At 72.7% G+C, this 17,660-nt stretch carries 21 protein-coding genes and 1 pseudogene; 5 read left to right on the top strand and 17 right to left on the bottom strand.

From position 1 onward, the window contains the following. Positions 1 to 67: 67 nt before the first annotated feature. The 6 genes from O1G22_RS37750 to O1G22_RS37725 form a co-directional block, all read right to left on the bottom strand. Positions 68 to 994 (bottom strand): M48 family metalloprotease, encoded by a 927-nt coding sequence (locus O1G22_RS37750; RefSeq protein WP_270085419.1) that lies wholly within the window; start codon positions 992 to 994, stop codon positions 68 to 70. Continuing rightward, positions 994 to 1,371: a BlaI/MecI/CopY family transcriptional regulator gene (locus tag O1G22_RS37745; RefSeq protein WP_270085418.1), complete on the bottom strand. Its 378-nt coding sequence runs from the start codon at positions 1,369 to 1,371 to the stop codon at positions 994 to 996. Before O1G22_RS37745 ends, O1G22_RS37750 begins: the two co-directional genes overlap by 1 nt. Positions 1,372 to 1,583: 212 nt before the next feature. Beyond that, positions 1,584 to 2,489, bottom strand: coding sequence for an aldo/keto reductase (locus tag O1G22_RS37740; RefSeq protein ID WP_270085417.1), 906 nt, complete (start codon positions 2,487 to 2,489; stop codon positions 1,584 to 1,586). Positions 2,490 to 2,530: 41 nt separating this feature from the next. Further along, a complete protein-coding gene (locus O1G22_RS37735; RefSeq protein WP_270085416.1) occupies positions 2,531 to 3,853 on the bottom strand; it encodes an aldehyde dehydrogenase family protein in 1,323 nt (440 codons plus the stop codon). A 118-nt stretch (positions 3,854 to 3,971) separates the two neighbouring features. Further along, positions 3,972 to 5,180 carry an RNA polymerase sigma factor gene (locus tag O1G22_RS37730; RefSeq protein WP_270085415.1) on the bottom strand — a complete coding sequence of 403 codons (1,209 nt, stop codon included), beginning with the start codon at positions 5,178 to 5,180 and terminating at the stop codon, positions 3,972 to 3,974. Continuing rightward, positions 5,180 to 5,530 carry a YciI family protein gene (locus O1G22_RS37725; RefSeq protein WP_225096043.1) on the bottom strand — a complete coding sequence of 117 codons (351 nt, stop codon included), beginning with the start codon at positions 5,528 to 5,530 and terminating at the stop codon, positions 5,180 to 5,182. The genes O1G22_RS37730 and O1G22_RS37725 overlap by 1 nt, the downstream gene beginning before the upstream one ends. 120 nt (positions 5,531 to 5,650) lie before the next feature. Here O1G22_RS37725 and O1G22_RS37720 point away from each other — a divergent pair, with 120 nt between their 5' ends. Then, positions 5,651 to 6,685 carry an acyl-CoA dehydrogenase family protein gene (locus tag O1G22_RS37720; RefSeq protein ID WP_270085414.1) on the top strand — a complete coding sequence of 345 codons (1,035 nt, stop codon included), beginning with the start codon at positions 5,651 to 5,653 and terminating at the stop codon, positions 6,683 to 6,685. Between the two features lie 175 nt (positions 6,686 to 6,860). Here O1G22_RS37720 and O1G22_RS37715 read toward each other — a convergent pair whose 3' ends face one another. The 4 genes from O1G22_RS37715 to O1G22_RS44985 all read right to left on the bottom strand — a co-directional run bounded on the left by O1G22_RS37715 (position 6,861) and on the right by O1G22_RS44985 (position 9,409). Next, positions 6,861 to 7,124: an HXXEE domain-containing protein gene (locus O1G22_RS37715; RefSeq protein WP_270085413.1), complete on the bottom strand. Its 264-nt coding sequence runs from the start codon at positions 7,122 to 7,124 to the stop codon at positions 6,861 to 6,863. Between the two features lie 129 nt (positions 7,125 to 7,253). Further along, positions 7,254 to 8,396: an LLM class flavin-dependent oxidoreductase gene (locus O1G22_RS37710; protein ID WP_270085412.1), complete on the bottom strand. Its 1,143-nt coding sequence runs from the start codon at positions 8,394 to 8,396 to the stop codon at positions 7,254 to 7,256. A gap of 148 nt (positions 8,397 to 8,544) precedes the next feature. Next, entirely contained in the window at positions 8,545 to 9,099 is a 555-nt protein-coding gene (gene ssuE, locus O1G22_RS37705; RefSeq protein WP_270085411.1) for an NADPH-dependent FMN reductase, read from the bottom strand. Between the two features lie 232 nt (positions 9,100 to 9,331). After that, the gene (locus O1G22_RS44985) at positions 9,332 to 9,409 is read right to left on the bottom strand and encodes a putative leader peptide (protein WP_373878043.1); all 78 of its coding nucleotides are present in this window, start codon (positions 9,407 to 9,409) and stop codon (positions 9,332 to 9,334) included. A 221-nt stretch (positions 9,410 to 9,630) separates the two neighbouring features. Here O1G22_RS44985 and O1G22_RS37700 point away from each other — a divergent pair, with 221 nt between their 5' ends. Continuing rightward, a complete protein-coding gene (locus O1G22_RS37700) occupies positions 9,631 to 10,068 on the top strand; it encodes an SPW repeat protein (RefSeq protein ID WP_270085410.1) in 438 nt (145 codons plus the stop codon). Between the two features lie 97 nt (positions 10,069 to 10,165). Here O1G22_RS37700 and O1G22_RS44980 read toward each other — a convergent pair. Continuing rightward, positions 10,166 to 10,319 (bottom strand): annotated as a pseudogene (locus tag O1G22_RS44980) (amino acid permease); the annotation flags it as partial. 53 nt (positions 10,320 to 10,372) lie between these two features. Here O1G22_RS44980 and O1G22_RS37695 point away from each other — a divergent pair. Next, positions 10,373 to 10,522 (top strand): hypothetical protein, encoded by a 150-nt coding sequence (locus O1G22_RS37695; RefSeq protein ID WP_270086707.1) that lies wholly within the window; start codon positions 10,373 to 10,375, stop codon positions 10,520 to 10,522. A gap of 56 nt (positions 10,523 to 10,578) precedes the next feature. On the opposite strand, the gene O1G22_RS37690 is transcribed toward O1G22_RS37695, so the two are convergent. The 3 genes from O1G22_RS37690 to O1G22_RS37680 form a co-directional block, all read right to left on the bottom strand. After that, a complete protein-coding gene (locus O1G22_RS37690) occupies positions 10,579 to 12,048 on the bottom strand; it encodes a M6 family metallopeptidase (RefSeq protein WP_270085409.1) in 1,470 nt (489 codons plus the stop codon). A 249-nt stretch (positions 12,049 to 12,297) separates the two neighbouring features. Further along, the gene (locus O1G22_RS37685; RefSeq protein WP_270085408.1) at positions 12,298 to 13,074 is read right to left on the bottom strand and encodes a GNAT family N-acetyltransferase; all 777 of its coding nucleotides are present in this window, start codon (positions 13,072 to 13,074) and stop codon (positions 12,298 to 12,300) included. A 40-nt stretch (positions 13,075 to 13,114) separates the two neighbouring features. Beyond that, a complete protein-coding gene (locus tag O1G22_RS37680) occupies positions 13,115 to 13,501 on the bottom strand; it encodes a MerR family transcriptional regulator (protein ID WP_270086644.1) in 387 nt (128 codons plus the stop codon). Between the two features lie 59 nt (positions 13,502 to 13,560). On the opposite strand from O1G22_RS37680, the gene O1G22_RS37675 reads away from it, so the two are divergent. Further along, positions 13,561 to 14,868 (top strand): MFS transporter, encoded by a 1,308-nt coding sequence (locus tag O1G22_RS37675; RefSeq protein WP_270085407.1) that lies wholly within the window; start codon positions 13,561 to 13,563, stop codon positions 14,866 to 14,868. Then, positions 14,852 to 15,328, top strand: coding sequence for a nucleoside deaminase (locus O1G22_RS37670; protein WP_270085406.1), 477 nt, complete (start codon positions 14,852 to 14,854; stop codon positions 15,326 to 15,328). Before O1G22_RS37675 ends, O1G22_RS37670 begins: the two co-directional genes overlap by 17 nt. A 40-nt stretch (positions 15,329 to 15,368) precedes the next feature. Here the strand turns inward: O1G22_RS37670 and O1G22_RS37665 are convergent, their stop codons facing one another. The 3 genes from O1G22_RS37665 to O1G22_RS37655 all read right to left on the bottom strand — a co-directional run bounded on the left by O1G22_RS37665 (position 15,369) and on the right by O1G22_RS37655 (position 17,507). Continuing rightward, positions 15,369 to 16,223, bottom strand: a complete 855-nt coding sequence (locus O1G22_RS37665) for a GNAT family N-acetyltransferase (RefSeq protein WP_270085405.1) — start codon at positions 16,221 to 16,223, stop codon at positions 15,369 to 15,371. Further along, positions 16,220 to 16,729, bottom strand: coding sequence for a hypothetical protein (locus tag O1G22_RS37660; RefSeq protein ID WP_270085404.1), 510 nt, complete (start codon positions 16,727 to 16,729; stop codon positions 16,220 to 16,222). Before O1G22_RS37660 ends, O1G22_RS37665 begins: the two co-directional genes overlap by 4 nt. A gap of 73 nt (positions 16,730 to 16,802) precedes the next feature. After that, positions 16,803 to 17,507: a chaplin gene (locus O1G22_RS37655; RefSeq protein WP_270085403.1), complete on the bottom strand. Its 705-nt coding sequence runs from the start codon at positions 17,505 to 17,507 to the stop codon at positions 16,803 to 16,805. Between the last annotated feature and the right edge of the window lie 153 nt (positions 17,508 to 17,660).

The raw sequence follows: 17,660 nt of genomic DNA, 5'->3' as shown, positions 1-17,660 counted from the left end.
CGTCGCACCAGGGCGTCCCGGCGCGGGTCTGCGCAGGGGTGGCGCGGGTGGTGTGGGGCAGGCAGGCTCAGGGCCGATCCTCGCCCTGGGCGACCTCCACCCGGTGGTGTACGTCGGCCATCCCGGCGACCGCGGCCACGCCGGAGACGGCGGTGCAGGCGAGGAGGAGGGCGGCGATCGTACGCCCGGTCCGGGCGGCGCGCGGGGCGGTGAGCAGGGCCTGGACGCGCAGCGGGACAGGGCCTGCGTTCGCGGCGGGCGCGAAGTCGGGGCGCTCGGAGCGGGTGGCCTGTCCGGCCAGGGCCGCGCGGGCGATGGCCCGGGCGATCAGCCGCCGGTCGCCGACCCGGGCCGCGGCGGCCTCGTCGGCGGCGCGCTCGACGGCGAGGCGGATCGTCTCACGGACCCGGCGCAGGGCGGGGTGGCAATGTGCGGTGAGCTCGGCGGCGGCAAGGAAGTAGTGATGACGGCCGTCGTTGTGCGCCCGCTCGTGCGCGAACAGCGCCTCCCGCTCGGGGCCGTCCAGGCTGCGCAGCATCGCGGTGGTGACGACGATGCGGTGCGGGCGGCCGGGCAGGGCGTAGGCGTCCGGACGGGGCGAGTCCACGACGCACAGATCACCGGCGGCGGGCCCGCTCCCGGCCTGGGTGCGGGCGGCGCGGAAGGCGCGGGTCTGGTGCAGCACGGACCGTACGAGGGTCCAGCCGCACACGGCGAGCACGCCGACGGACGTCGCGGCCGCGGGCAGGACGACGAGGTCCGAGGCGGTGTGCAACGGCTGGACCAGCCGGCCGAGCGCGGCGAAGAGCGGCATCTTCAGCAGACCGATCAGCACGAAACCGCCGAGCGCGGCCAGTGAGCAGCCTGCGAGGACGACCGCGCAGCCGGTGACGGCCCACAGCGCGGCGACCGGGGCCAGCCGGTCCAGCGCCCGGCGGGCCAGGGCCGGCAGCGCGAACGGCAGCAGCAGGGGCAGCAGGAGAAGGCCGGTCATCACTCGTCGGATTCGAGCAGGTCCCGCAGGATGCGTTCGTCGTCGGGGGTGAGCTGGGCGACGAACCGGGCGAGCACGGTCTGGCGGTCGCTGTCCCGGTCCAGCTCGCTGTGCATCCGGCGGGCGGTCAGCCCCTGGGCGTCCTGGGCGTCCCGCACGGGGTAGTAGGCGTACCCGCGGCCCTGTCGGTGCCGCTGGACGACCCCCTTGTCGTACAGCCGGGTGAGGATCGTCGTCACCGTCGTCCGGGCCAGCTCCGCGCCGAGGGTCGACTGGACCTGGCCGGGCGTCTGCGGCCCGCCCGCGGCCCAGAGCGCGGCCATGACACTCGCTTCGAGCTCACCGGCCGGCCGGCGCTCGTCCTTCGCCTCGGTCATGAAACGTTCCTCACCCCGTCCTTCGCTGCCCTTCTCTGCGGCCCGGAGACCGTCTACACGATGGTAGTCAACCGCACCTTCGCACGGCTGTGCGCCGACATGCCCATTATGGGAGAGCGCGGCGGCGGGAGGGACGGCGGCCGAGGATGCGGGGGCCGGCGCGACGGGAGGTGGCAGCCACCGAGCCCCCCACCAGAAGCCCCCGCCCCGCCTCACCGGTCCGCGTCGTGCACGGCGTTCAGCCGGGCCAGTTCCTCCGGCGTGAGGTGCAGGGCGCCGGCGGCGATGTTCTGGGTCACGTGGGCGGGATTGCCGGTGCCGGGGATGGCCAGCACGTGGGGGCCCTGGTGGAGGGTCCAGGCGATGCGGATCTGGGCGGGGGTCGCGCCATGGGCCTGGGCGATGGAGCGCACCTCGTCGCCGTGGGTGTCGGGTGCGGCCTGGGGACCCGCCTCTCCGGCGACGGCGAAGAAGGGGACGAACGCGATGCCGTGCTCGCCGCACAGGCGGAGCATCTCGTCGTCGACGGGGTCTGGGCGGTCCAGGGCGTAGCGGTTCTGCACGCACACCACCGGGGCGATCTCCAGCGCCTCGGCGAGGTGGCGCGGTTCGACGCCGGAGATGCCGAGGTGGCGGATCAGGCCGGCCTCACGCAGCTCCGCGAGGGCGCCGAAGTGTTCGGCGATCGAGTCCTGGCGCATCCGGCGCAGATTGACGACGTCGAGGTGGTCGCGGCCGAGCTGGCGCAGGTTCTCCTCGACGTGACCGCGCAGCTGGTCGGGGCGGGCCGAGGCGCCCCACTCGCCGTGGTAGTCCCGGAAGGGGCCGACCTTGGTGGTGATCACCAGGTCGTCGGCGTACGGGGCGAGGGCCGTGTTGATCAGTTCGTTGGCCGAGCGTGTGGCGGAGAAGTAGAACGCGGCCGTGTCGATGTGGTTCACGCCGAGCTCCACCGCCCGTCGCAGCACGGCGATCGAGCGTTCCCGGTCGCTGGGGGTGCCGAGATGGAACGCGGCGCTGCCCGTCAGCCGCATGGCTCCGAGGCCGATGCGGTGGACGGGCAGGTCGCCGAGTTCCCAGGTGCCGGAGGCGTCCGCGGTGATCGTGTCAGCAGTCATTCGGCGGAGTTTCGCACATCCGGCCCACCGGACAAGGGAGTTCAGCCGAGCGGCTTGTCCAGCACCGCCTTGCGGTGGCTGAAGGTCTCGATGGAGTAGCGGCCGTGGTAGTTGCCCATACCGCTCTCCCCCACACCGCCGAACGGCAGGTCGGAGACGGTGAGATGGGCGAGCGGCAGGCCGTAGCCGAGGCCGCCGGAGGAGGTCTCTGCGGCGATGCGCCCGCGTGTCTCACCGGACTCGCTGAACACGTACAGCGCGAGCGGCTTGTCGCGGTCGTTGATGAAGGCGATCGCCTCGTCCAGGCCGGACACGGTGACGATGGGCAGGATGGGTCCGAAGATCTCCTCCTGCATGACCGGCGCCTTCGGGTCGACATCCGCGAGGACGGTCGGCGCGATGTACTTGGCCGTGCGGTCGCTCGTGCCGCCCACCGCCACCCGGCCCGAGTCGAGCAGTGCCGACAGGCGGTCGAAGTGGCGCTCGTTGATGATGCGGCCGTACTCCGGCGACTCGGCCGGATCGGCACCGAACAGCGTCCCGACGGCGCGCACCAGCGCGGACTCCAGCGCGGCGGCGGTCTCCGGGTCGGTCAGCACGTAGTCGGGGGCGACACAGGTCTGCCCGGCGTTGAGGAACTTGCCGCGGGCGAGCCGGTCCGCGACCACGTCGAGGTCGGCGTCACGGTCCACGAACACCGGGGACTTGCCGCCGAGTTCGAGGGTGACGGGGGTGAGGTGCTCGGCGGCGGCACGCATCACGACACGGCCGACGGCGCCGTTGCCGGTGTAGAAGATGTGGTCGAAGCGCTCGGCCAGCAGGGCCGTGGTCTCCGGGATGCCGCCCTCGACCACGGCGACCGCGTCGGTGTCGAGGTAGGCGGGGATCAGCTCGGCGAGGACGGCCGAGGTGGCCGGGGCCAGTTCGCTCGGCTTGGCGACCACCGCGTTGCCGGAGGCCAGGGCGCCGACCACGGGGGCGAGCAGCAGCTGCGCCGGGTAGTTCCACGGGGCGATGACGAGGACGACGCCCAGCGGGTCGACTTGCGTCCAGGCCGTGGCGTCGGCACCGAGGTGGGCGGGGACGGGTGCGGGCTCGGGTCGCAGCCAGTCCGCGAGGTGCTCCAGCGTGTGGTCGATCTCGCGGATCGTGAAGTCGATCTCGGTGCGGTAGGCCTCGGTGCGGCTCTTGCCCAGGTCGGCGCGGAGGGCGGCGGCGAGGTCCGCACCACGTTCCGTGAGCATCGCGCGCAGGCGGCGCAGCTGGTCGGTGCGCCACTCGACGGGCTTGGTGCGGCCGGTGGCGAAGGTGGCGCGCAGCCGGGCCACGATGTCGGCGGGCTGCTCGATGGCAGGGTGGTTCACGGGTGCCTCGCTGGTGGTGCCGGGCGGTTCGGCCCGGATCTCGGATCTCTCACGGTCGGATGTAAATGCCAACCTTTCAGGTCCTCAAATTGATTCCGGCCGAGGGAAGTGATCACGCTCACACGCCCAGGTCGCGCCCGCGCCGCTCCAGATGAGCCCGCTCCGCTTCGCTCGCGGCCAGCCCGGCGGCCACGCCGTACTCCGTCGCCGCCTCGGCGGTCCGGCCCAGCCGGCGCAGCAGGTCGGCGCGGACCGCGTGCAGCACGTGGTAGCGGCCGAGGTCCAGTGCCTCGACCAGGTCGAGCGCCCGGGCCGGTCCCTCGGTCTCGGCCACCGCGACCGCCCGGTTCAGGGCGACGACCGGGGACGGTGCCACGGCCATGAGCTGGTCGTACAGGGCCAGGATCTGCCCCCAGTCGGTGGCGCCGGCGGTCGGGGCGTCGCTGTGCACGGCGTTGATCGCGGCCTGGATCTGGTACGGCCCCGGCCGGTTCCGGCGCAGACAGCGGCGGACCAGGTCCTGGCCCTCGGCGAGCAGCGCCCGGTCCCAGCGGCTGCGGTCCTGCTCGGGCAGCGGTACGAGGGCGCCGTCCGCGTCCTGCCGGGCCGGCCGGCGTGCCTCGATCAGCAACATCAGCGCGAGCAGGCCGGTGACCTCGGGCTCGTCCGGCATCAGCGCGGCGAGCAGCCGGCCGAGCCGCAACGCCTCCGCGCACAGGGCGGGGTCGCCGGTGTAGCCCTCGTTGAAGATCAGGTAGAGCACCGCGAGGACTCCGCCGAGCCGGTCGGGCAGGTCGGCGTCGCGCGGCACACGGTACGGGATGCCCGCGTCGCGGATCTTGGCCTTGGCCCGCACCAGCCTCTGGGCGAGCGTCGGCTCCGGCACCAGGAAAGCGCGGGCGATCTGTGCGGTGCCGAGGCCGCCGAGCAGGCGCAGGGTGAGGGCGACGCGGGACTGGAGGGCGAGCGCGGGGTGGCAGCAGGTGAAGATCAGGCGGAGCCGGTCGTCGCGCACGGGGCCCTCCTCGGGCGATGTGTCGGGCGCGGACGGGTCGGGCGCGTGCAGCAGCGCGGCCTCCGCCTGCCGCGCGTCCCGGGAGGACTCGCGGCGCAGGCGGTCGATCGCCCGGTTCCGGGCGGTGGTGATGATCCAGCCGGCCGGGCTCGGCGGCACGCCGGTCTCCGGCCAGGTGCGTACGGCGGTGGTGAAGGCGTCCTGCACCGCTTCCTCGGCGAGGTCGATGTCGCCGAGGAAGCGGACGAGGACGGAGACCGCGCGCCCGTACTCGGCGCGGAAGACGGCCTCGATGTCGGGGGCGCCGGACATCAGTGCTGGTCGACGAAGGGCCGCACCTCGATCGGCAGCGTGGTCGCGAGCGCTGCCTTGCGCCCCCACTCCAGCGCCTCGTCCAGGTCGGCGGCCCGGATCAGGCAGAGTCCGCCGAGGTACTCCTTGCCCTCGGCATAGGGGCCGTCGGTGATCAGGACGTCGCCGCCTTGGGGGCGGAGCATGGTGGCGGTCTCGGGGCCGTGCAGTCCACCGGCGAAGACCCAGGCCCCGGCGGCGCGCAGCTCGTCGTTGAAGGCCTCGACGTCCCGCATGATCGCGGCGAGCGCGTCCGGGGCGGGCGGGGTGCCGCCGGCCGGGGTGACCACGCTGAGCAGGTAGTGCTTCATGACGTTCTCCTTGTGTTCTCAGGGTCTCTCGGCTCCCTGTCACCTCCTACACGAACGGCGGCCCCCCGGATCGACACCCGGCCCACGAGTCGCCGGGAAAAGTCCGGAAGAATCTTCGTCATGACCACCAGCGCACACCCCCTCGTCACCCGGGCCCGGCGGCTCGCCGCCGAGCTGCTCGTCCCCGAGGCCGAGCGGGTGGACCAGGAGGGCGTACCCGCGAGCCACATCGCCGCGGTGAAGCGGTCCGGACTGCTGGGAGTGGTGGCACCCGTCGCGTACGGCGGCTCCGGCGCGCCGCCCGCCGTACTGCGGCAGACCGCCGAGATCCTGGCCGGGGCGTGCTGTGCGACATGGTTCGTGCAGACCCAGCACCACACACCGGTGCAGACCCTGACACAGAGCGAACTGCCTGTCCGGGAGCGGTTGTTGGGCCCGCTGGCGCGCGGGGAGCTGCTGTCCGGGGTCGCGTACGCGCATCTGCGGTCGTATCCGCGCGTGCCGGTGCGCGTACGCCGGGAGGGCGGCGGCTGGCGGTTCGACGGCACCGTGCCCTGGTACACCGGCTGGGGGCTGAACGACGTGCTGCTGCTCGCCGGGGTGACCGACACCGGCGAGGTGTTGTTCGCCTTCGCCGAGGCCCGCGACCAGCCGGGGTTGCGGGCGTCGGCGCCGATGCGCCTGGCCGCTCTCACCGCCGCGCGCACGGTGTCGCTGGAGCTGGCGGGGCTGTGGCTGCCCGAGGAGGCGGTGGCCCTGCGGACGCGGTACGAACGCTGGGCGCCCGGCGACCGGGCCCGGACCCTCAACGCCGGCCCCGCGATCTTCGGCGTCGCCGAGGCCGCCCTGTCCCTGCTGGACGAGGAGCGGGCCGCCCCGCTGCGCGCCCGGCTCGCCGACGTCCGCCGACGGGCCTATGCCCTGGCCGACCACCCGGTGCCGCTGGAGCGGGCCGAGGAACGGCTGGCGGTGCGGGCACAGGCGTACGAGCTGCTGCGTACGGCCACCACGGCGGCGGTGGTCGCCGGGGGCGGCCGGTCCATGGCCCTGACGAGCCGGGCCCAGCGCCTCGCCCGGGAGGCGCTGTTCCTGCTGGTGCAGGGGCAGACGGCCGAGACGCGTACGGCCCATCTGCGGGCGCTGACGGGCAGCTGAGCCTTCACCGTCGGTGTCGTACTCCCTGGGTCGGCGCGTGGGTGGCGTCCACGGCGGCCGCGGCGTAGGCGAGGCCCTGGTGCCGGGTCCCGGGGCCGGGTGGGGCGCAGGACGCCCGAGCGGCGCAGCCGGCCGCGGGCCCACACGGTGAAGGGCAGAACCACCAGGGGGGTGGTCACCGGACCGGTGTGCAGCCGCGCCTCGCGGCCGCCTGTGCCAGATGGACCAGGCCGTGCAGCCCGAAGGCGTTGAGCGCGGTCCGGCAGACGGCGCAGCGGCCGCCGCTCCGGTGGCCGTCGGCGGCCGCGGCCGCCACCACGACCGCCATCGCGCCGACCGCGATGGCCAACTCCCGCGCGTCCACGGACTCCGGCCCCCGCCACACCGCCTCCGGCACCCGGCGGAACCGCTTGCGCAGCTCCGGCAGATGCGCCCGCACCCACGCGGCACCATGACCACTGCCTCGGTGTCGTGCAGGGCCCAGGCGGCCGGCAGACCCCAGGTGAAGGCAGCGGGGGCCTCGTCCGGTGCTCGCGTCATGAAACGGCAGTCCGCCAGGGCGGGTTGGTCAGCTCGCGAACGGCACCTGCGCCGAGGGGCCCGACACGGGGGCGTCGGGATGGGTCCACAGTCCCTGGGCGGCGAGCCGGGGCAGTACGCCCTCGCCGAACCAGTACGCCTCCTCCAGATGCGGGTAGCCGGAGAGGACGAACTCGTCGATGCCGAGGGCGTGGTACTCCTTGATCCGCTCCACGACCTCGTCATGGCTGCCGACCAGAGCCGTGCCCGCGCCGCCGCGCACCAGGCCGATGCCGGCCCACAGGTTGGGGTGGATCTCCAGGCTCTCCCGGCTGCCGCCGTGCAGGGCGAGCATGCGCTGCTGGCCCTCGGACTCGCTGCGCGCGAGCCCCGTCTGGACGGCCTTGACGGTCTCGGGGTCGAAGCCGTCGAGCAGCCGGTCCGCCTCCGCCCAGGCCTGCTCCGAGGTGTCCCGGGTGATGACGTGCAGCCGGATGCCGAAGCGCAGGGTACGGCCGTGGGCGGCGGCCAGTTCACGGATCCAGGCGATCTTCTCGGCGACCTGAGCGGGCGGCTCGCCCCAGGTCAGGTACACATCGGCGTACTTGGCCGCGACCTCGCCGGCGGCGGGCGAGGAGCCGCCGAAGTACACCTCGGGCACCGGGTCGGGCAGCCGGCTCAGCTTCGCGTCCTCCACCTGGAGGTGCTCCCCGTGCAGATCGACGCTCTTGCCCTCCCACAACTGGCGCACGATGTGCAGGAATTCACCGGTACGGCGGTAGCGGGCGTCCTTGTCGAGGAAGTCGCCGTAGGCCCGCTGCTCCTGGGTCTCGCCGCCGGTGACGACGTTGAGCAGCAGCCGGCCGCCGCTCTGCCGCTGGAAGGTGGACGCCATCTGCGCGGCGAGCGTCGGCGAGACGGAGCCGGGCCGGAAGGCGACCAGGAACTTCAGCCGCTCGGAGTTCTGGCTGACCATGGCGGTGGTCAGCCAGGCGTCCTCGCACCAGGCACCGGTCGGCGTGAGCGCGGCGGCGAAGCCGAGCTGCTCGGCGGCCCGGGCGATCTGGCTCAGATAGCCGACCGTGGGCGGCCGGTCCAGACCGGAGGCGGTCGCCGGGGTGCCGTGACCGCCGCCGACGACATCGCGGCTGTCGCCGTTGGTGGGCAGGAACCAGTGGAAGGTGAGGGACACGGGGACTCTCCGTTCGGGATCGTGCGTCAGAGCAGGCCGCGGCGGGTCGGGGGGGTACCGGGTGTGGATGCGGGTGCCGCGCCGATCACGGCACGGGTGGGAGGAGTTGGGCGCCGAACGGGTGCCGGCCACGAAGCGCGCGGGCCGCTCAGCTCGCCGCCGCCAGGACCGGGGTCCGGCCGAGGGCGGCCGAGAACCGGTCCACCACCTCACCGAGCGCCTCGGCGGTGGCCGGGGCGATGGTCAGCGAGCCGTCCTCGCGTACGGTGATGTCCTTGTCGAGGGTGAACCAGCCCTGGACTATGTGGGCGGCACCCATGGAGTTCAGGACCGGGCGCAGCGCGTAGTCGATGGCGAGGACGTGCGCGGTGGAGCCGCCGGTGGCGAGCGGCAGCACGGTCTTGCCGGTGAGGGCGTACTGCGGGAGCAGGTCGAGCAGCGCCTTGAGGACACCGGAGTACGACGCCTTGTAGATGGGCGTGCCGATCACGACGCCGTCGGCGCGGGCGACCAGCTCGGCGGCCCGGGCGATCGCCGGGTGCCGGACGTCCGCACCCAGCAGGGCCTCGGCCGGGAGGGTGCGGACGTCGAGCGGGATCACGTCATGCCCCTGGGCGGTCAGGCGCTGGTCCAGGTGGCGCAGCAGACGGCCGGTGCGGGAGGTGGCGGAGGGGCTGCCGGAGACGGACAGGACGGTGGCCATGGGTGCCTCGTTTCTGGGAGTGCGGGGTGCTGCCGGCGGTCAGCCGTGGGCCGCGACGGAGACCAACTCCGGTTCTTCGCCCGCACGTCGGTGGCAGCACCCGCCGGACTCCTGGTGCGGAGAGTCTTCAGGCACGCCGAACTCAAGGGGTGCGCGGGCACGCCAAGAGAGGTGCCGGCACGGTGAATTCAGGCGGGAAAAGGAGAAAGCGCGGCGGATCGCCGAGAAGTGATCAGGCCGCGGCGCAACAGGAGGCGCTGGCAACGCGCGCGAGGTCGACATGGCGTCGCCGCGTGAGGTCCAGTCGCATCGTCATGCCGTTGATCGTGGCAGCCGCCGGTGAGGACCGTCAAGGAAAACCCGACCGGTCTCGTATCCCGGACCCGCGCCGGGCGCGGGTCCGGCGCGGGTCCGGGACGGCCCGCCACAGGCCTACACATAAAGAAGAAATAAGAGCAAAATGGTAGCAAGCGGTGTTTACCCGCACCGCACCAGACGCGGTCTGGCCAGCGAAGTCAAAGGAGACGAGTCATGGCCAACGTCTCGCACAGGGGTGACATGACGACTCACCCCGATGTCTCCGAAATGCGGGCACGCTACGCCCGCATGCTCGGCGGTCGTGATGTGGCGCTCGTGGACGGGCCGGTGTTCCTGCTCGGCCTGTACTGCGCGGCATCACCGTGGATCGTGCACTACACGGCGAGCCAGCCGGCGCTCATGACCCACAACCTGATCATGGGCATAGCGATCGGCCTGCTGGCACTCGGTTTCACCAGGGCCCCCGAGCGGATGTACGGCCTCAGCTGGGCCATGTGCGCCATGGGCGTCTGGCTGATCATCGCCCCGTGGATCGTGGGCAGCGGCCCGGACAAGGGCGTGATCATCAACAACGTCGTCATCGGCGCCCTGGCGCTTCTCCTCGGACTGCTCTGCGCCGGCACGGCGGCGAAGAGCACACCCAGGCCGTAGCTGGAGACGCGAGAGAGAAGGAAGAGGAAGAGGCGAGGAAGGACAGGTGACCAGGTGAGGCCGGTCCGCCCGGGTGGACCGGCCTTCGCCGCGCCCGCAGCGCCTGGACGATCACCATGACCGTGGTGAGCAACTGGATCAGCGCGGCGAGGTCGGTGCGCCGGCCGATCAGGAAGCCGACCGCGGTGATCACACCCGTGGAGGACGCGGGAGCCGCCGAGCAGGCAGGTGAAGACCGACGCGAACGCGGTCCGGCCAGGCCGACCTCAAGGGGCTCTCCTCGACGGCCCGGGTGCCGGTCTCGGTGACGGCGGCCACGAGCGCGTCGGACGGGCTGTCGACCACGACGGCGACGCTGCCCGCGGCGTACCGCACGGCCGATCTGCACGGCTCGGCGCCGAGTGTGCGGGGCACCGGCTGGCACACACCGGAGCGGACGGTCCCGGCGGCATGACGGACATACGGAGCGGGGGCGGGCCCGGACGGCCCGCCCCCGTACCGCTGTTCGGCTCAGGCGACGTTGAGCGCGGTGTCGTCCACGACGAAGGACGTCTGGTACTGGGAGCCCTCGGTGCCGGTGAACTTCAGCGTGACGGTCTGCCCGGCGTAGCTGCTGAGGTCGAAGCTGCGCTGGGTGTAACCGGAGGCCGCGTTGAGGTTCGAGTACGTGGCCAGGGTGCCCAGGACCGTGCCCGAGCTGTTCAGCACCTGAACCTTGAGGGTGTCGTATGCGGTGCTGGTGGAGGTCTCGGCGGTGTCGATGTGCAGGTAGAAGCTCAGCGTGGCCGAGCACCCGGACGGGATGGTCACCGACTGGGAGAGCGTGTCGGTGGTGGCGGTGCCGTAGCCGTCGAGCCAGGCGTAGTACGAGCCCGAACGGGCCGACTCGCCGGTCGAGTTGGTGATGACACCGCTGGAGGCACTCCAGGTGGTGTTGCCGGACTCGAAGCCCGGGTTGCCGAGGAGCTGCGCGGCGGTGCAGGTGCCGGTACCTCCGCCGGTGCCGCCACCGGTCCCGCCGCCACCGCTGGTGCCACTGGCGCCGGAGAGCCATTCGGTGGCGTTGAGGGCGAGGGCCGCGTTGGTGGCGCTGGAGTCGTTCCAGCCGTCGTACAGGGTGTTGCCGGACTGGCCGGTGCCGTCGTCGATCGGGGAGCTGTCGCCCCAGAAGGCGACGCGGCCGCTGCCGAACGTGGACGTCAGGAAGAAGGCGCCGGTGTTGCCGGAGTAACCGGTGCGGTACAGCAGGCCCTTGACGGCGGAGTTGTCCGACGGCTTGAGGGTGGCCGTGGTGCCGTTGGCGATCAGGCTCTTGGTGACGGTGCCGAAGGAGCCGTGCAGGACCGGGTCGGTGCTGTCGCTGATCGCGGCCGGGTGGTCGGAGGAGATGTTCAGCGAGTCGATCGAGAAGCCGAACGGGTCGCTGGAGTCGACGCTGTTGTTCGTCATCAGGTCGTTCAGGATCTGGACCGCGTCGTAGCCGTCGTTGTTGCGGTCGGCTCCGGTGTGGTCGGAGATCATGAACAGCCCGCCGCCGTTCTTCACGAAGTTCATGATCGCCGTCTTCTCGGCGCTCGTGAACAGCGTGTTGGGCTCCGGCAGGACCAGCGTGTCGAAGTTCGACAGGTCGAGCGAGGACGAGCCGCCGTAGCTGAGGCTGGAGCCCGACGGCAGCGTCTTCAGGCTGTAGTTGCCGGTCTTCTGCAGCGCCACGCCCCAGGAGGAGATGGCGCCGGTCCAGTCGGTCTCGGCGGACGGGGACGAGTTCTCGCCGAGCGGGTCGGGCTGACTGGTCGAGATGATCCAGTCTGCGTTGCCGGCCGTCTCGGCGTGGGCGTTGTCGAACAGGATGCGGTGTGTGGTCGCCGCGTGGGCGGGGGTGCTGCCGCTGCCGACCTGGACGGCGGCTCCGGTGAGGAGCAGCCCAAATCCGGCCAGGGCGGTGGTGAGTCTGCGGCGGGATCTCATGGATCCAAGCATCCGGCGAACCTCCGTTGAGGGGTGGGGAGTGGCGGTGGGGGACGCCAAATCTGCGCGCGTAGAACCGGATTGAGGGTTCTACACGCGTGGACTGTTTGAAAGGTACATGGCATGACGGTCCGGTGAACAGAAAGTCCAGGCAATGAACGAGCCGGCCCCGCCCTCCCCTCTCGGCGGGTCCGAGCTCAATCCCCGTCCCCTCTCGGCGGGTCCGAGCTCAATCCCCGTCCCCTCTCGGCGGGTCCGAGCTCAATCCCCGTACAGATACGGCGTGGTGGTGCTCAGGGCGTGGAAACCGAGGCGCTGGAGGATCGGGCGGCTCATGGGTGAGGCGTCGACCTGGAGGTAGCGGTAGCCGCGGGCGGCGGCGACGCGGGCACGGTGGGCGACCAGGGCGCGGTAGATGCCCCGGCCGCGCCAGGCCGGGGCGGTGCCGCCGCCCCACAGCCCGGCGAACGGGGTGCCGGGCACCAACTCCATGCGGGCGGCGCTGACCGGTTCGTCCCCGGCGAGCGCGACCACGGCGACGACCGTGCCGGGGTCGGCGGCCAGTCGCGCGAGCAGCCGGTGCCGCAGCCGGGTGCCGTCGGTGCCGAAGGCCTGCTCGTGCACGCCGACGACGAGATCGACGCCGGCCTCGTCATCGGCCGCCACGAGCCGGATGCCCGCGGGCGGTTCGGCGTCCAGGGCGAGGGAGTCGACGTCGGCGACGAGCAACGTCTCCTCCGGCTCGGCCCGGAATCCGGCGGCGGTGAGCCGGGCGGCGAGATCCACGGGCCGGTCGTGGCCGTAGAGCTTCCACTCGAAGTCCCGGCCGAGGGCGGTGAAGTGGTCGATCTGCTCGCGGATCGCCCGGTCGGCGCCGGCCGCGTCCAGAGCGCTCCAGAGCACGCCGTTCCAGCCGTGGGCGTCCGCGACCTGGCGCACGACCGCGCCGGCCCGTTCGATCCGGGCGCCAGGGCCGTCGGGGCGTGCGCGTTCGCGCATGTCGCGGTCGTAGCGGGCGAGTACCGTGGTGTGATCCATGCGCCCAGCCGATCAGTCCGGCCCCGGCCGGGCAACGGGATTACCGCGCGTCGGGCCCGCTTCCGTCCGGCCGTACGGCGGCGAGGTAGGCGGTCAGCCGGTCGCGGTTGCGGGCCAGGCAGTCGATGCGCGCCTGGATGCGGTCGATGTGCCCCTGGAGCAGGGCGGCCGTCTGCGGGGTCACGCACGCGGCGGGCGGATGGAGCTCGCCGGGTCCGGACAGGTACGGCAGGATCACACGGATCATCTCGGTGGTGAGCCCGGAGTCCAGCAGGCCGCGGATCTGCTGGACGTCGGCCACCGCGGACTCGGGATAGCTGCGGTAGCCGTTCCCGGAGCGCTCGGGGTGGAGCAGGTCCTGTTCCTCGTAGTAGCGCAGCAGCCGGGTCGGGACGCCGGTGCGGCGCGACAGCTCACCGATCCGCATCATGTTCTCCCGGCACATGTTTGACCTTCATACTGATGTGAAGCTCCCACCATGGTCGCATGACCGTGTTCTCCGTGTCTTCCACGTATCCCCAGCTCAAGGGCGGTCGGTTGCCGTGGTCGGGGCTGCTCGCCCTGTCCTGTGCCGCGTTCACCGCCGTCCTGACGGAGCTGCTCCCGGCCGGGCTGCTGCCCGTGATGGCGCCGCCGCTGGGGGTCGCCGAGTCCCGGGTCGGCTTCCTCGTCACCGCCTACGCGGCAGCCTCGTTCGCGGCCGCGGTCCCGGTCACCGCGGCGCTGCGCGGGCTGCCGCGGCGGACGGTGCTGTGCGGGGCGCTGCTCGGGTTCGCCGCGAGCGACGCGCTGGTCGCGCTGTCCTCGGCGTACCCGCTCACCTTCGCGGCCCGGCTGCTGGCTGGTGCGATGGGCGGCACGCTGTGGGCGATGCTGGCCGGCTACGCGGCCCGGATGGTGCCGGCCGACCGGCGCGGGCGGGCCATCGCGATCGTGCTCGCCGGGATCACCCTGGCCCTGGCGCTCGGGGTGCCCGCCGGTACGGCGCTGGCCGGTGCGGTGGGCTGGCGCGCGGCGTTCGGCACACTGGCCGTGCTCGCGGTGCTGCTCGTGGCGTGGATACGGCTGCGCGTGCCCGCCTTCCCCGGCGAACCGGCGCACGCGCGCGTGCCGCTCACCGGGGTCGCACGACGGCCCGGGATCCGCCCGGTGCTGTCCGTGACACTGTTCCTGCTGCTGGGGCACCAGGTGATGTACACGTATGTCGCCCCGTTCGCCGCGCACGCGGGATACCACCGCACAGGACTGCTGCTCGCGGTGTTCGGGACGGCCACGGTGGCCGGGATCTGGCTCACCGGGGTGCTGATCGACCGGTGGCCGCGCCGCACACTGCTGATGGCGCTCGCCCTGTTCGCGGGCGTGCTGCTGGTGCTGGGCCTGGGCGCGGCGGCGCATGTGCTGCTGGTCGGGGCGGTCGCGGCGTGGGGCGTGGCCTTCGGCGGGGCGCCGACGCTGATCCAGACCGCGCTGGTCGACGCCTCCGGTCCGGCCGACGCCGATGTGGCGACCTCGCTGCAGACCACGGTGTACAACGCGGGCATCGCGGCCGGTTCGCTCACCGGCCGGGTGGCGCTGGACGTGCTGGGTGCCGGGGCCCTGCCCTGGACCGCGCTGGCACCGGCCGTAGTGGCGCTCGGGGTGGTCGCGGCGGGGCGCCGGTACGCCTTCCCCGCCGTGCGGCGCGGTGTTGCCCCGGAGGCGAACCCGCCGTCCGAGCCCTGCGAGGTGGCCGTACCGTGCGCCGCCGGAGATCATGCCGTGAGGAGGTCGGTGGACGATGGTGAAGGAAAGTGAGCTGCGGTATCTGCGCCGCTGTGTGGAGCTGGCCGGCGAGGCGCTTCGGGACGGTGACGAGCCGTTCGGCTCGGTGCTCGTGGCGGCGGACGGCACGGTGCTGGCCGAGGACCGCAACCGGGTGGCCGGCGGGGACCACACCCGGCATCCCGAGTTCGAGCTGGCCCGCTGGTCGGCCGCGCATCTGACGCCCGGGGAGCGGGCGGGGGCGACCGTCTACACCTCCGGCGAGCACTGCCCGATGTGTGCGGCCGCGCACGCCTGGGTGGGGCTCGGCCGTATCGTGTACGTCGCCTCGTCCGCCCAAATGTCCGGATGGCTCACGGAGTTGGGCGCGCCGCAGCCGCCGGTTCGGCCGCTGCCCGTCCAGGACATCGCGCCCGGCGTGGCCGTGGAGGGGCCGGTGCCGGAGCTGCTGGACCAGGTCCGGGAGCTGCACCGGCGCCGCCTCCTGTCGTAGCCCCCTGCTTCTCAGCCGATTCCGACAACTCCTGGTTGTTTCAGCCCAGTTCGAGGGTGGTGACGCCGAACACGCGGTGCTGGGCATGGGCGCGGACCGGTCCGGTGTACATCCGGGCGGTCTCGAACGAGGCCTGGAATCCGGCCGCTTCGGCGAGGGCGACGCCGGCCGTGTTCGGCTCGGGCACGTCGATGGCGACCTCGCGCCCGGCGGCCTCGGCCGTGAGGGCGGCGAACAGGGCCCGGGCGTCCTCGGGGGTGTCGGCGAAGAGGGGGCCGATGCGCAGGCTGTCGTGGCCGGGGCGCAGCACGCCGTAGCCGGTGACGCGCTCGCCGTCGTGGCGGACGAAGGCCCGGTGGCCGGGGCCGGTGAGCCACTCGGCGAGGAAGCGCGGACGGTCGGCCGGGAAGCAGGCACCGTCGTAGGCGCTGAGGGCGGCGAGGTCGGCGAGACCGGCCGGCCGGACACCGGCGGGCACCTGGGCCTCGGGGGCGGTGCCGGTGAACCGGACGGTGCGGTAGGCGAGTTCGAACCCGGACTGGCGGTAGTTGTGCTGCTGGGCGACGACTCCGTCCAGGCCCACGGTGCGGTTCCCGGCGTGGGCCAGGGCGGTCTTCCAGGTGGTGAGGCCGTGCCCGTGGCCGCGCAGGTCGGGGCGGACCAGGTAGCAGCCCAGGAAGGCGTAGTCGGGGCCGTAGGTGACGACCGAGATGGCCGAGACCGGCTCCCCGTCGATCCGGCCGAGAAAGAATCCGTCCGGGTCCTGCGCGAAGAACGCGGGCCCGTCGGACACCCCCGGATTCCAGCCCTCCGCCGCCGCCCACCCGGCGATCACCTGCCAGTCGGCGAGGGTGGCCTGGGTGACGACGAGGTCGTGGGGGGCCGCAGAGGTCATCGGTGCGCTCCATTTCCGTCGGGACCGGACTGCCGTGCCGCATCCTTCCGGATCAACGGGGGCCGCGCCACGGGAAGATCAGCCGTTACGGCACCCCGCACCACGCGCGTCATCACCGGCGCCGTCGCGACCACGAACAGCCCGAAGAGGGTGATGGGCAGCAGCCCCACCGGCCGCAGCAGTTCTTCGTGATGCGCCTTCACCCAGCGCCAGTTGACGTACCAGTTGCCGAGGACGTCCAGTGTCATGACAGCGGCCGCCAGCCGGAAGCCCCAGGGCCGTAGCCAGAGCGTCAGAGCAGCGGCGAGCGGGTCGAGGACGACCAGAGCGACGAAGAACACCTGCAACGGCGGGGGGCCGAAGCCGGCATAGGCGTGCAGTCCGCCGCGCGCCAGGTACAGGGCGTGGTCGCCGGTCCCTTCCAGGAATCCGGCAGCGTAGACCACGAGAACCGCCCGCGCCCGGCGCGGCAGCGCCCGCCATCGTCCGCGTATGCCGTCCGTCACCGGGACAACGTACTGCACCCATGATCCGGCCCCACCGGGCCGGCGTCCGGTGGGGCCATGCGGCGTGGGGGATTCAGGACGTGCGGGCCGGGCGGAAGCGGCGGTAGAGGATCGCGCCGCTGAGGAGCAGCGCGGCGCTGCCGGCGACGGCAGGGAGGGTGACGTCCGTACCGGTGTGGGCCAGGGAGGACACGGTCTGCCGTGGTGTGGCCGGGGCTGGGCGGTGCTTCACGGACCCTCGGGGTGTGGAGACCGGAGGTGCAGACACCGGGGGTGTGGAGACCGGGGGTGTCGAGACCGGCGGCGTGGAGACCGGCGGCGTGGAGGGCCGGCTGCGCGGGGGCTGGGTGGCGGTGCCGGTGTTCGCGCAGCCGTTACCCGCGGCAGGGTTGAGCAGTCCCACCACGTTCACGGTGTTGCCGCACACGTTCACCGGTACGTGCACCGGGAGCTGGACGCCGTTGCCGGAGAGCACGCCGGGCGAGTCCTGGGCGGTGCCATGAGCCGAGGCGCCGCCGGTGGTGGCCGAGCCGGCCTGTGCCGTACCGCCGGTGTTCGCGCAGCCGTTACCCGCGGCAGGGTTGAGCAGTCCCACCACGTTCACGGTGTTGCCGCACACGTTCACCGGTACGTGTACCGGGAGCTGGATGCCGTTGCCGGAGATCAACCCGGGCGAGTCGGCCGCGGAGCCGTCGGCGGAGGCGCCGTCGGCCGCGAAGGCGGCGGACACCGGCAGCGCCACGGCCATCGCCCCGGAGGCTGCGACGAGGGCGATCACGCCGTTTCGGGTAGCCCGTCTCATGAGGTTCCCTGCCTTCCAGACATCATCACGGGCACTCACCCGCACCCTGTAAAAACGCAGGCGAACCATCCGAGTTATGGCTTATCCCTCTTTCACCCCATCGAGTGACACCTGTTCCGAACCGCATGT

Origin of the sequence: Streptomyces camelliae, assembly GCF_027625935.1 — a bacterium.
GTDB lineage: Bacteria > Actinomycetota > Actinomycetes > Streptomycetales > Streptomycetaceae > Streptomyces > Streptomyces camelliae.
Note: the sequence above shows the minus strand (reverse complement) of the source record. Positions and strands in the feature narration are given on the sequence as shown.